This window comes from Cryptosporangium minutisporangium (genome assembly GCF_039536245.1).
Classification (GTDB): Bacteria; Actinomycetota; Actinomycetes; order Mycobacteriales; family Cryptosporangiaceae; genus Cryptosporangium; species Cryptosporangium minutisporangium.
Map to the genome: position 1 here is coordinate 5,452 of NZ_BAAAYN010000038.1, position 12,167 is coordinate 17,618.

General features: G+C 71.4%; 11 protein-coding genes and 2 pseudogenes. 11 read left to right on the forward strand and 2 right to left on the reverse strand.

What is annotated here, in order from left to right; genetic code table 11:
• The 9 genes and pseudogenes from ABEB28_RS27010 to ABEB28_RS27050 all read left to right on the forward strand — a co-directional run.
• A partial coding sequence (locus ABEB28_RS27010; protein WP_345731027.1) for an ATP-binding cassette domain-containing protein occupies positions 1-815 on the forward strand: 815 nt, incomplete at its 5' end.
• An 81-nt stretch (positions 816-896) separates the two neighbouring features.
• The gene (locus tag ABEB28_RS27015; protein ID WP_345731028.1) at positions 897-1,817 is read left to right on the forward strand and encodes a LysR family transcriptional regulator; all 921 of its coding nucleotides are present in this window, start codon (positions 897-899) and stop codon (positions 1,815-1,817) included.
• Between the two features lie 107 nt (positions 1,818-1,924).
• Positions 1,925-2,836, forward strand: a complete 912-nt coding sequence (locus ABEB28_RS27020) for a VOC family protein (protein WP_345731029.1) — start codon at positions 1,925-1,927, stop codon at positions 2,834-2,836.
• Positions 2,833-4,302 carry an NAD-dependent succinate-semialdehyde dehydrogenase gene (locus tag ABEB28_RS27025; RefSeq protein WP_345731030.1) on the forward strand — a complete coding sequence of 490 codons (1,470 nt, stop codon included), beginning with the start codon at positions 2,833-2,835 and terminating at the stop codon, positions 4,300-4,302. The genes ABEB28_RS27020 and ABEB28_RS27025 overlap by 4 nt, the downstream gene beginning before the upstream one ends.
• A complete protein-coding gene (locus tag ABEB28_RS27030) occupies positions 4,299-5,102 on the forward strand; it encodes a fumarylacetoacetate hydrolase family protein (RefSeq protein ID WP_345731031.1) in 804 nt (267 codons plus the stop codon). The genes ABEB28_RS27025 and ABEB28_RS27030 overlap by 4 nt, the downstream gene beginning before the upstream one ends.
• A pseudogene (locus tag ABEB28_RS27035) lies at positions 5,099-5,461 on the forward strand (VOC family protein); the annotation flags it as partial. The gene ABEB28_RS27030 and the pseudogene ABEB28_RS27035, both read left to right, overlap by 4 nt.
• Positions 5,462-5,529: 68 nt before the next feature.
• Complete coding sequence (locus tag ABEB28_RS27040; protein WP_345731032.1) at positions 5,530-6,315, forward strand: alpha/beta fold hydrolase; 786 nt, start codon at positions 5,530-5,532, stop codon at positions 6,313-6,315.
• Complete coding sequence (locus ABEB28_RS27045; RefSeq protein WP_345731033.1) at positions 6,312-6,791, forward strand: GlcG/HbpS family heme-binding protein; 480 nt, start codon at positions 6,312-6,314, stop codon at positions 6,789-6,791. The genes ABEB28_RS27040 and ABEB28_RS27045 overlap by 4 nt, the downstream gene beginning before the upstream one ends.
• Positions 6,784-7,842 carry a methionine synthase gene (locus ABEB28_RS27050; protein WP_345731034.1) on the forward strand — a complete coding sequence of 353 codons (1,059 nt, stop codon included), beginning with the start codon at positions 6,784-6,786 and terminating at the stop codon, positions 7,840-7,842. Before ABEB28_RS27045 ends, ABEB28_RS27050 begins: the two co-directional genes overlap by 8 nt.
• Here ABEB28_RS27050 and ABEB28_RS27055 read toward each other — a convergent pair.
• A complete protein-coding gene (locus ABEB28_RS27055) occupies positions 7,818-8,510 on the reverse strand; it encodes a hypothetical protein (protein ID WP_345731035.1) in 693 nt (230 codons plus the stop codon). The genes ABEB28_RS27050 and ABEB28_RS27055 overlap by 25 nt on opposite strands.
• Before the next feature lie 204 nt (positions 8,511-8,714).
• Between ABEB28_RS27055 and ABEB28_RS27060 the strand changes: the two genes are divergently transcribed.
• The gene (locus ABEB28_RS27060; RefSeq protein ID WP_345731036.1) at positions 8,715-10,316 is read left to right on the forward strand and encodes an HNH endonuclease signature motif containing protein; all 1,602 of its coding nucleotides are present in this window, start codon (positions 8,715-8,717) and stop codon (positions 10,314-10,316) included.
• A gap of 274 nt (positions 10,317-10,590) precedes the next feature.
• Positions 10,591-11,013, forward strand: a pseudogene (locus tag ABEB28_RS27065) (Rossmann-fold NAD(P)-binding domain-containing protein); the annotation flags it as partial.
• Positions 11,014-11,117: 104 nt separating this feature from the next.
• On the opposite strand, the gene ABEB28_RS27070 reads toward ABEB28_RS27065, so the two are convergent.
• Positions 11,118-12,167 carry an Ldh family oxidoreductase gene (locus ABEB28_RS27070; RefSeq protein ID WP_345731037.1) on the reverse strand — a complete coding sequence of 350 codons (1,050 nt, stop codon included), beginning with the start codon at positions 12,165-12,167 and terminating at the stop codon, positions 11,118-11,120.

Below are 12,167 nucleotides of genomic sequence, written 5' to 3' on the forward strand. Positions count from 1 at the left end.
CGGCGTCGGCCCATCACGGGCCGGCCGATCACGGGCCGGCCGAACACGGGCCGGCCGAACTCGGGCGGGTCGTGATCGAGGGTGTGTCCGGCACGCGCGTCCGCGCGGTGGACCTCGAGGTCCGGCCGGGCGAGGTCCTCGGCGTCACCGGCCTTCCCGACTCCGGCTACGACGAGCTGCCGTACCTGCTGGCCGGTGCCCGCCGTGCCACCGGCGGCACGCTACGGCTGGCCGGGACGACGCTCGACCTGCGCCGAACCGCCCCGGTCGCGGCGATCGCGGCCGGGGTGGCGCTGGTGCCGGAGAGCCGGGACCGGCAAGGGCTGGCGTTCGACCAGTCGATCGCGGAGAACATGGTGCTGCCCACGAACACGCGGCGGCGCGGTGTCCGCCCGGTCGACCGTCGCACCGAGAAGGCGCGCGTCGACACGTGGGTCACCGACCTCGACGTCCGTCCGCCGGTCCCGTCGCTGCCGGTCGGCACGCTGTCCGGCGGCAATCAGCAGAAGGTCCTGCTGGCGAAGTGGCTCTCGACCGATCCGCGCCTGCTTCTGCTCCACGAGCCGACGCAGGCCGTGGACGTCGGCGCCCGGCGGGCGATCATCGCCGCGATCCACGGCGCCGCGGCGCGCGGGTGCGCGGTGCTGGTCGCCGGCTGTGACGAGAACGAGCTGTCGTTGCTCTGCGACCGCGTCCTCGTCTTCCGGGACGGCCGCGTCGCGGAGGAGCTGGGTGACCGGCCGGGCGCGGACGCGATCGTCGCGGCGACGCACGTCTCGACCGGACGGAAGAAGCTTCGCGCGCGGAGCGCGTGACCCAACGGCGGGGGCGTCGCGGAGAACCGCGGCGCCTCGGCACCGCCGCATGCGGCGGAAGCTCGGAGAGGAGCACCATCGGTGGACCGGATCACGATCATGCGCAGCTTCGTCGGCGTCGGCGAGCAGGGCAGCTTCAGCCAGGCCGCACGCCGTCTGGGGATATCCGGCTCGCTGGTGTCCAGGCACGTCGCCGAGTTGGAGAAGCAGCTCGGCATCCGGCTGGTGAACCGCACCGCCCGCGCGGTCACGCTCACCGCCGCCGGCCGGCGGTACCACGACTTCGCCCACCGCATCCTGGAGGAACTCGACGCCGAGGACGCCGCGCTGCGCGGGCTGCGGGACAAGCCCGAGGGGCCGCTGGCCGTGATCTGCCCCAAGTGGATCGGCAACCTCGACCTGGGCGAGGCGATCGCGGACTTCGCGGTCGACCACCCGAAGATCCATGTCCGCTTCGAGGTCGGCGGGATGTCCGACCGGACGTTCGACTTCCTCGACAAGGGTTACGACGTCGCGTTCCACACCAAGGATCTGCGGGACTCGACGATGTTGATCCGCCGGATCGCCAACATCGAGTACGTGCTGTGCGCCGCCCCGGATTACCTGAAGGGCCGGCCGGAGCTGACCGACCCCCAGGACCTCGCCGAGCACGAATGCCTGGTGCACATCAACGACCCGATCTGGCACCTGCACCAGGGCCGCCGCGACGTGCACGCGAAGATTCTCACCACGGTCTACTCGTCCAACAGCTACCTGACGCTGCGCAAAGCCGCGGTGCGCGGGCGAGGGCTGGCGCTGATGCCGGTGCGGACCGTGCTGGCCGACCTGGAGAGCGGGGCGCTGCAGCGCGTCCTGCCCGAGTACGACGGTCCCGACCGGTCCCTCTACGCGGTGCACTCGCCGGGCGCCCACACGCTGCGTAAGGTCCGCGTGTTCCTGGACTACATCGCCGCCTGGTTCGCGCGGAATCCCATTAACCCGGTGCACACGGCGAATGATTAGAGTTCGCCGATTTCCACTTCGCGCCATTGAGGCGGGTCAACTGCCCCCCATAGTCTGAAACAGAATCCAGGCACGAAGTCCGCGTGCCGGTTGAGGAGTGCGCCCCCGTGACTATTCTTCGGATCGAACGTGCCGTCTACGCGGTGGACGACATCGCCACGTGCGCACGATTCTTCGAAGATTTCGGCTTACTGCCGAGTACGGCCTCCGATCGCGTGGTCGAGCTGACGACGCTGACCGGCCAGGTGGTCGAACTCCGCCCGATCGACGACCCCGACCTGCCCGCACCGGTGGAGCCCGGGAACACGATCCGCGAGGTCGTCTGGGGTGTCGACCGCCAGGAGAGTCTCGACGCGCTCGTCGAAGACCTGCGGAGGGACCGTACGGTCACCGTCGATCAGAACGGCGTCGCCCACACCGTGGACGAGACCGGTTTCGGTCTCGGGCTCGCGGTCGCCGCGCCGACCGAGGCGGATCCGACCTCGTTCGCGACGAATGCCTACGGCAACGTCCAGCGCTGGAACAAAGGGCTCGATCCGACCGCGACGGTCCGCCCACTGCGGATCTGTCACGTCGCACTGAACATTCCGAAAGACGGCCGCGAGAAGGCGATCGACTTCTACCTCGACCGGCTCCATTTCCGCGCGACCGACCGCGTTCTCAAGATGGGAACCTTCATGCAGTGCGAAGGCGACGACGACCAGCACAATCTGTTGCTCTGCCACCGCCCGGACCGCGCCGGTGTCAACCACACCTCCTACGAGGTCCGCAATTTCGACGAGGTGATCGTCGGGGGCAACCAGATGATCGCGGCGGGCTGGCAGGAAGCGCGCCGGCTCGGCCGCCACACCGTCGGCTCCAACGTCTTCCGGTTCTTCCACGCCCCGTGCGGTGGCCGGGTCGAGTACGCCGCCGACATGGACCGGGTGGACGCCTCCTACGGGGAACGCGTCCACGAGGAGACCCCGCCGCACCACCTCTGGACGCTCCGCAGCAACCGGGAGAAGGCTGAACAGTGAGCACTGCTCTCTCCGAAACACAGACGACGATCGGCTACCCGCAGCTGCGCCTCTACATCGACGGCGAGTGGACCGCGGGGAGCAGCGGCCGGACCGAGCCGGTGATCAACCCGGCGACCGAGGAGGTTCTCGGGCACGTCCCGCTCGCGGACGCCGCGGACCTGGACCGCGCGCTGGCCGCCGCCGCCCGTGGCTGGCGCGTCTGGCGCGACACCCCGGTACTGCGTCGCTCGGCGATCCTGCACCGGGCCGCCGATCTGATGCGCGAGCGGGCCGCCGAGATCGGCCGGGCCATGACGCTCGAGCAGGGCAAGCCGCTGTCGGAGTCCACCGGCGAGGCACAGCGCGCCGCGGCGCTGCTCGACTGGGACACCGAGGAGGGACGCCGCGCCTACGGTCGGATCATCCCGACCGGCCCCGGTGAGTCGTTACGGGTGGTCCGCGAAGGCATCGGACCGGTCGCCGCGTTCACCCCGTGGAACTTCCCGGCGGGCGGCCCGAACCGGAAGATCGCCGCGGCGCTCGCCGCCGGGTGCTCGATCGTCCTCAAGGCCTCCGAGGAGGTGCCCGCCACCGCGGTCCTGCTGGCCCGGTGTTACGAGGACGCCGGGCTGCCCGCCGGTGTGCTCAACCTGGTCTTCGGGGTGCCCGCCGAGGTCTCCGAGCACCTGATCGCGTCGCCGACGATCCGTTTCGTGGCGTTCACCGGGTCGGTGCCGGTCGGCAAGCTGCTCGCGGCGCGGGCAGGCTCGTTCATGAAGCCGTCGATCATGGAGCTCGGCGGCCACGCGCCGGTCATCGTCTGCGACGACGTGGATCCGGTGGCCGCCGCCCGGGCGTGTGTGCGGGCCAAGTTCGCCAACGCTGGCCAGGTCTGCACGTCACCGAGCCGGTTCTTCGTCCACGAAAGCCTGCACGACCGGTTCGTCGAGGCGTTCGTGAGCGCGACCGAAGCGGTGACGGTCGGGAACGGGCTGGACGAGGGCGTGACGATGGGCCCGATGGCCAACGCGCGCCGCCGGCAGGCGGTCGATCGCCTGGTGGCCGACGCCCGCGAGGCGGGCGCCCAGGTGGTCACCGGCGGTCACGCGCTGGACGGGCCGGGCTTCTTCTACGCGCCGACCGTCCTCATCGACGTGCCCGCGGAGGCCGCGCTCCTCGAGGAGGAGCCGTTCGGGCCGATCGCGCCGATCCTGCCCTACGGCGACCTCGACGAGGCGATGGACCGGGCGAACAGCCTGCCCTACGGCCTCGCCGCCTACGGCTTCACCCACCGCGCCGATCGCGCCGAGTTCCTGGTCGACCGCTTCGAGGCCGGCATCCTCTCGATCAACCACGCCGGAGGTTCGGTACCGGTCGCGCCGTCCGGCGGCTTCAAGGAGAGCGGCTACGGACGCGAGGGCGGATCCGAGGGCCTCGACGGGTACCTGACCACCAAGCGCGTCTCCCAGAAGCTCACCCTATGAGGTGGGCTCGAGTCGGTGGCCGCTTCGCCGTGATCGAGGACGAGCACGTGCTCCCGGTCGAGGGCAGCCCGTTCGGCGACGGCTACCGCAGCACCGGGGAGCGGCTCCGGCTCACCGACACCGAGCTGCAGCCGCCGGTGCTGCCGCCGACGTTCTACGCCGTCGGGTTGAACTACGCCGACCACATCGTGCAGGCGAAGCAGCGCGGCATGGCCGCGGCGAAGCTGCCGGCGCGGCCCGAGGTCGGCTACCGGGCGAACAGCGCGCTGATCGGCCACGGGCAGCCGGTGGTCAAGCCCGCCGACTGCACCGGGCGATTCGAGGCCGAGGCCGAGCTCGTCGCGGTCATCGGCAGGCCCCTGCGCCGGTGTTCCCGGGACGAGGCGCGGGCCGGGATCTTCGGCTGGACGATCGGCAACGACGTCAGCGCACGGGACTGGCAGCACTCGGACCGGACGCTCTGGCGCGCGAAGAACAGCGACACGTTCAAGCCGATGGGGCCGTGGATCACCACCGACGTCGACCCGCTGCAGTCGGAGACCACGGTCAGCGTCGACGACGAGCCGGTCGCCCGCTTCAAGACCGGAGCGATGATCTTCGACCCTTACGACTACCTGGTCGAGATCTCCCGCTACATCACGCTCGTGCCCGGCGACGTGCTGTGGATGGGGACGGACGCCGTGGTGCCGATGGAGGTCGGCACCACGCTCAGCGTCGCGATCAGCGGCGTCGGCACGCTGAGCAACCCCATCGTGCTCGGCACGGCCAGCAATCCCATCGTGCTCGAGGAGGAGTCATGAGTAACCGCCCCGCCTACATCCACCACGTGAACTTCCCGACGACCGACCCCGAGCGCACCAAGGAGTGGTACACGAAGGTCTTCGGCATGAAGAACGTGACGCCGAAGAGCAACACCAAGGTCGTCCTGATGACCCGCGGTGACTTCGACCTGCACTTCACCCCGGTCGAGACCATGGACCGGATGGCGCCGTACCACTTCGCGGTCGAGGTCGAGGACTGGGACGGCTTCCTCGCCCACCTCGCCGAGCTCGGCATCCGGCACACCAGGCCCATCGAGCGGCCGGAGAACCAGTCGAAGTTCTGCTACATCCACGATCCCGACCACACGATGATCGAGCTGGTGTACCACAACCGGCGCAAGCCGATCGACGGTGCCCCGAACCTCCAGCCGTCGATCGCCGCGTCTGACTCCAGGGGGGCGTGACGATGCCGTTCGCTCGCTCGGAAGACGGCACGAAGGTCTACTACGAGACGCACGGAAGCGGCCCGGCCGTCGTGTTCGTCCACGGCTCGGGCGGTCACCACGCCGCCTGGTGGCAGCAGGTGCCCGCGTTCAGCGACCGCTACACGGTGATCACGCTCGACCTGCGCGGTTTCGGCAACTCCGACTCGTCGTTCGACGAGTTCGACAGCCGCGTCTTCCCGGACGACGTCCTCGCGGTGCTGCGGGCCGCTTCCGTGGGCCCCGCCGTCCTGCTGGGACAGTCGATCGGGGCGGCGGCGGCGTTGAAGGCCGCGCTCCGGGAGCCGGCGCTCGCCGCCGGCGTCGTCCTCGCGCACTCGCTCGGCGGCATCGAAGACGCCGAGCTTTTCGCGCTCGTCGCCGCCGACCGCGCGGAGGCGGTCAAGCTGCCGGTCATCGACCGGCTGCTCACCCGTGAGTTCCGGGCCGCTGACCCGGCGAAGACGTTCCTGTTCCGGCAACAGGGGACGTTCAACACCGCGACCATGGCCGATCTGCGCAACCTCAACAGCGACGGCCCCACCGTCGAGGCCGTCGTCGCGTCCGGTCTGCCCGTCTGCTTCCTCGCGGGGGAGAAGGACGCTGTGCTCTCCGCCGCCACCGTGCGGCGGGCCGCGGAGAAGGTGCCCGGCTCGGTCCTGGAGCTCGTCCCGGACGCACCGCACTCCATGTACTGGGAAGCGCCCGCGTTGTTCAACGCCGCCCTCGAGCGGTTCCTGTCTCGCGTCTTCACGGGAGTGCCCGCATGAACCGCGTTCCGCTGGACGTTGCCCGCGCCCTCGTCGAGGACGCCAAGCGGCACGCCACCGAGCTCGGCAAGGCTCTGAGCATCTCGGTGGTCGACGCCGGTGGCTACGTTCTCCTCACCGAACGGATGGACGGCGCCCGCCCGATGACGCCGAGCATCGCGCTGTCCAAGGCCTACTCGGCCGCCGTGATGGAGCGCCCGACGCACATGCTCGAGGGCTGGGCGAAGAGCGACCCGGTGTTCTTCAGCCAGGTCGCCCGGATGGGGCACCAGCCGATCGTCGCGACGCTGGGCGGATACACCCTCAAGCGGAACGGCGAGATCCTCGGCGGCGTCGGTATCTCCGGCGGGAGCCCGGCCGAGGACGAGAAGATCGCCGAGGCGATCGTCGCTGCGGCCGGGTTCTCGACCGACTTCCCGGCCTGGGCCGGCCTCGCGGCGGAAGCCGACACCTCGGGAGCTGACGGACGTGGCTGACGACTTCAAGTACCACATCGACCACCACGCGCGGCTGCTGCCGCCACCGGCGCTGGTCGAGGCGCGCGCCACCGGGGTGTCCGAAGCCGAGCTGACCGCGGTCGAGGACGCCGCGATCAGCGCGGCCCTGCTGGAGCAGCGTCGGTTGGCCCTGCTCGGCCTGTCCGACGGCGAGTTCCGGCGCCCGCACCGGCTCTCGGTGGTCTACGGGGGGATCGACGGGTTCGGCTCCCGGGTGGACGGTGGCCCGTTCGGCGAACTGCTCGGCCCGGACGAGGTGGGGGAGCGGCGTCCGCTGCTCGATACTCCGGTCGCGCACGGTCGGCTGACCAAGCACGAGACCGGCTACCTGTTGGCCGGGGTCCAGCGCTCGACGATGCTGACGCTGCCGTCGCCGGGCCTGGTGGCGGCGCTCGGCGAGGCGTCCGACGAGGCCGCGACCGCGTTGGCGGCCGTCATCCGGGACGAGGTGGCGGCGGTCGCCGCCGACGGCATCAGGTACGTCCTGCTGACCAACCCGCTCTACGGGCACCTGCTCTCGGTCGCGGGCCGAGCACGCGCTGCCGCCTTGGGCATCGACGCCGGTGCAGTGCTCCGCCAGATGCTCGCGGTCGACGCGCAGGTGCTCGACGGGCTGGAACTGGGTCATCAGGAGGGGGCGGAGAACTTCCGGATCGGCCTCGACCTGACCACGAGCGGTGCCGTCCGCGGCGGATACGACGACGCCGATCTCGCCTGGTTCGTGGCGGAGCAGCCGTTCGGGCGGCTCTGCGTCGAGCACACCGCCGCCGCACCGTTCCCGCTGCCGCTGCTCGTCGGCGGGCTGGTCGTGTCGCTGGGCCTGGTGGACGTCTCGCACCCGGAGCCCGAGAACGTCGACGACGTGGTGGCCCGCGTGGACGCCGCCGCCGAGGTCCTCGACATCGACGACATCGCGATCTCGACGAACGGTGCGTTCTTCCCGGGGCTCGGGCTGACCGTCGCCCAGCAGCACACGAAGCTGCAGACGGTCGAGATGGCGGCCCGCTACTTCTGGGGCAACGAGCTGTAGGTCGCTGTCGACGTCGAGCCGCCGGGCGTTGCGACCGGCGGCTCGGCGTCGTGGCCGATGACGTAGGCGGCGCTGTGGCCGGCGTCGTGGCCCACCTGCGCCTGAAGGGTCGCCAACTCCTCGCCCATACTGCGGTAGTTCGCCTCGTCCGCGACGAGGCGCTCGCGGCGGAATGCGCCCGGCTGACTACCGCGGATCGCGATTCCGTCGGCTGTCCAGAACGCATCGTCCGGGATCTCCGCGTCGCCCTCGGGCAGGAACTTGTCGATCTCGGCCAGCGCCGAGTACGCGGCGTCGACGTGGGCGGCGACCGCGCCCAGGGCGGTCGGATCGAGCCCGCGGCCTCCGGACTGCTCGAGCAGCTGTTCGATGATGGAGCACGCCCACAGCTCGACGGCCCTCCACTGGCCGGCGTCGATGAGCGTCGAGGGAGTGTGCCCGCAGCCGTACAACTCGCCGCGGAGCGCTGCTTTCTGCGAGACCGGCGGCATCGTGATCTCGAAGTCATGGTGCCGACCGGCGTGCCGGCCCTTGACCCGAAGTACCGGGCGGTTGTCGTCGAGGACCATCTCCGTCAGACGGTAGAGGTCGACCGGCTCTTCGCCTCCGGCCACGAGTTCGACGAACAGGTAGGCCTCGTCCGGCGTCCTGGCGCGCAACTTCGACATCGTCAGCCTCCCTCGTGGACAGTTGTCCCCAATCGTGCCGTCTCGGCCGTACGCGTCGGATACCGGGGTAGGGGTCCGGTTCTCCCCGGTTCCGGTTAACACGGCGCGGGGGCCGTCGGCCCGTTGTTCACCGGACCCGCGCGGCGCTTCGGGAGCCTGTGGACAACGGTGAATTCGTCGTACCCCCGTGCGATCGTGATTGGCATGAGTGAAGGCGGAGTAGCCACCCAGCTGTACGGGGTACCGGCCGGGCCGGAACTGGTCGCGATGCTGGCCGCGCTGGGTCCAGTGCGCAGCCGGGACATCGACGCGGCCGGTGTCCCGGAGATTGTTCCGGACACGAGCGAACAGGTGCTGATCGCGCAGGCGTGGCAGCGGGCTCTGGCCTGGATGGAGTCCCGGCTCGACGATGCGGTGCTGCAGATCGCCGGGGCGTGGACCGGGGTGAGCGAGGACGACTGGGGCAGGGAGGAGATCGCTGCCGGTCTGCGCTGGTCCGGCCTCGCCGCCGCCGACCGCCTCGAGGTCGCCCGCGCTCTGCGCGGCCGCTGCGTGCTCACCGGGACGGCGCTCGCGGCCGGCCTGATCACCTACCGGCATGCCGCCGAGATCGTGCACGCACTCGAGCCTCTCGACGACGAGACGGCCGCCGTGGTCGAGGCCAGGCTACTGGACGCCGCGGACACGCTGACCCCGGCCCAGTTGGCGCGGAAGGCCCGCAAGGAGGTGGCGAAAGCCGACCCCGCGGGCGCCGAGAAGCGACACCGGAGGGCCCGCAACGGGCGGCGCGTCGACTTCCATCCGCTGCCCGACGCGATGGCCGAGCTGCGCGCCATCCTGCCCGCCGACGACGCGGCCCGCCTCCGCGCCACGATCGACCAGTTCGCCGGTCGAACCCGGTCCGGCGACGACAAGCGCACGATCGACCAGCGCCGCGCCGACGCTCTCGTTGCGTTGGCCGAGGTCGGCGCGGTGACCGCGGCCAGCGTCGGCGCCGCCAGGCCCGCGAACTCCGGAGCCAGTCATGCCACAGCCGGGTCCGCGAGTGCCGCGGCCGGGTCCGCGAGTGCCACAGCCGGGTCCGCGAGTGCCACAGCCGGGCCCGCGAGCGCCACAGCCGGGCTCGCGAGTGCCGCGGCTGGGCCGGCGGATGCCGCCGCTGGGGGCAGCGAGGAAGCTGCCCGGGTTGCCGGGTTGATCAGCACCGTCCTCGCCGGGAAGCGCGCCGTTCCGCCCCGCATCGCGCTGACCGCGCCTCTGTCCACGGTGCTCGGCGCCACGAACCGGCCCGGCGACCTCACCGGCTACGGCCCCGTCCCCGCGTCGATCGTCCGGGAACTGGCCGCGCAGAGCAGCTGGGAGAAGTGGGTCACCGACCCGGGCGGTGTGGTCACCGACCTCGGCCGCACCACGTACCGACCCACGGCCAGGCTTGCCGCGCTGATTCGCGCCACCTATCCCACCTGCATGTTCCCTGGCTGCTCACAGCCGGCCTACCGCTGCGACCTCGACCACAACGTCCGCCGCATCGATGGCGGCCCGACCAGCACCGCCAATATCGTGCCCTTGTGTCGGAGGCATCACCGCGCCAAGGACGAGGCCGGCTGGGAGTTGGTCCACCACCCGGATACCGGTGTCTGCACCTGGACCAGCCCGGCTGGCCACACCTACACCGTCGCCCCACCCGACCAGAGTGACGAGCCAGCGTCGGAACTCCCGGCCGATTGGACGCAGCCGCTGAGCCGGGAACCCGCGCTCGCCGGCGTGGCGACATCGGGTGGCGCCGACGACCCACCTCCGTTCTGAACCACGGCGCCGCGCGCACCGGACCTACCACCCCCGGTAGGCCCGGCGCCGACGCATGCCACGGGCACGGGAACGGCCATGACCACGGCACGGCCGCGAGGGCGCACGGCCACGAGGGCGCACGGCGACGAGCGGGCGCACGGCAGCCACGGGCGCGAGTACGGGCACGGCCGCGCCGACCGCGGGACGACCACTCGGACTTGGTTGCCTCCGGACGCCCGGCAGGGAAGTCTCTCCGGAGAACCGGGTGGGCACCCGCTCCGGGAGGCGACGGATGGGAAAGCTCGACGGCAAGACCGCGTTCATCACCGGGGCCGTGCGAGGCCAGGGCCGCAGCCACGCCGTGCGGCTGGCCGGGGAGGGCGCGGACATCATCGCGGTCGACCTCTGCGCGCAGATCCGCACCGTGCCGTACGCGATGTCCACCCCGGACGACCTGCGGGAGACCGTGGCGCAGGTCGAGGCACTGGACCGGCGGATCGCGGCCCGGGAGGCCGACGTCCGGGACCTGGCGGCCCTGACCGCGGTCCTCGCGGAGGGCCAGGCCCCACTCGGCCTGAAGGGCACCGGCTCCCGCGGCGACGCGGGCGGCGTCACCGACGCCGCGGCCAAACACGGCGTCGTCGGCCTGATGCGGACGTTCACGAACTGGCTGAGCCCGCTCGGCATCCGGGTGAACTCCGTGCCCGGTACGTCACCGGCGTCACGCTCGCGGTCGACGCGGCTACACCGCGAAGTGACGAGTACGGCAACGGGGGGGGGGGGGCCCCCCCCCCCCCCCCCNTCGGCTCTACCGCGGTGTCACAGCCCCGCGGGCACCGGCGCGCCGAGCTTCTCGGCCGCTGCCCGCAAGGTGCCGAGCAGCTTCTCGGTCAGCGGGATGCCGTGGGTCAGGCGCTCGTTGAGCGTGCGGGAACCGCGCTCGCCGGGCACCAGGATCTCGCTGTCCGGGTCGGTTTTCGGCAGCGCCTTGATCGCGTCCACGGTCTCGTCGACGATGCTCCGGAACTGCTCGACAGGGGTGAACGCCGAGATGTCCACCGCGACCAGCACCGCGTTCTGCCGGTGCCGCCTTCCTTCGGGCGTGCCACCGTGGAAGCTGTTCACGATCGGGTTGGCGGTCAGGCCACTCGCCAGCAGCTCGAACACCAGCGACATGCCGGCGCCCTTGGCGCCGCCTACCGGCAGCGGCACCGTGGCGAGCGAGGCGTCGGTGGTCTCGGTGCCGTCGGCCGCCAGCGCGGAGCCGGAGGGCAGCGACTTGCCCTGGTTCTTGTACTGGGCGATCTTGCCCAGCGCGATCACCGCGGTGGCCATGTCGAGCAGCACGGTCGGGTGCTTGCCCGCGGGCAGCGCCACTGAGAGCGGGCTGGTCGCGACCGCTGCCTTGGTGCTGCCGGGGTAGGCCATGTTCGGGACGCCGGCCACGATGCCGAGCCCCGCCATGCCGTACTGCGCGGCGCAGTCGGTGTAGTAGCCGATCGCACCGGTGTGGACGGTGCCCCGCACCGCGACCCAGGCGATGCCCGCCGACCGTGCCATGCTCACGGCCTGGTGCATGGCGGTGGTCAGCGCGACCGGGCCGGGAGCGGCGTCCGCGTCGACGATCGCGACTGCCGAGCGCAGCTGCTCGACCGTGATCGCCGGCTTCGGGTTCGCCTCGCCCTTCCCGAACAGCTCGAGGTAGCGAGGGATCCGGGAGACCCCGTGCGAGTCGACCCCGCGCAGGTTCGCCCAGACCAGGACGTCGGCGACGGTGTCGGCGTGCTCCCGGGACGTCCCGGCCGCGACGAAGATGCCGCTGACCAGCTCGCGCAGGACGTGGTGGGAGAGATAGGTCTTGGGTGGCAT

Excerpts from the sequence above, each read along its gene's own strand:
- ABEB28_RS27030 (WP_345731031.1), top strand. The coding sequence starts at position 4,299 with ATGAGGTGGGCTCGAGTCGGTGGCCGCTTCGCCGTGATCGAGGACGAG.
- ABEB28_RS27040 (WP_345731032.1), top strand. The coding sequence starts at position 5,530 with ATGCCGTTCGCTCGCTCGGAAGACGGCACGAAGGTCTACTACGAGACG.
- ABEB28_RS27045 (WP_345731033.1), top strand. The coding sequence starts at position 6,312 with ATGAACCGCGTTCCGCTGGACGTTGCCCGCGCCCTCGTCGAGGACGCC.
- ABEB28_RS27055 (WP_345731035.1), bottom strand. The coding sequence starts at position 8,510 with ATGTCGAAGTTGCGCGCCAGGACGCCGGACGAGGCCTACCTGTTCGTC.
- ABEB28_RS27060 (WP_345731036.1), top strand. The coding sequence starts at position 8,715 with ATGAGTGAAGGCGGAGTAGCCACCCAGCTGTACGGGGTACCGGCCGGG.
- ABEB28_RS27070 (WP_345731037.1), bottom strand. The coding sequence starts at position 12,167 with ATGCCACCCAAGACCTATCTCTCCCACCACGTCCTGCGCGAGCTGGTC.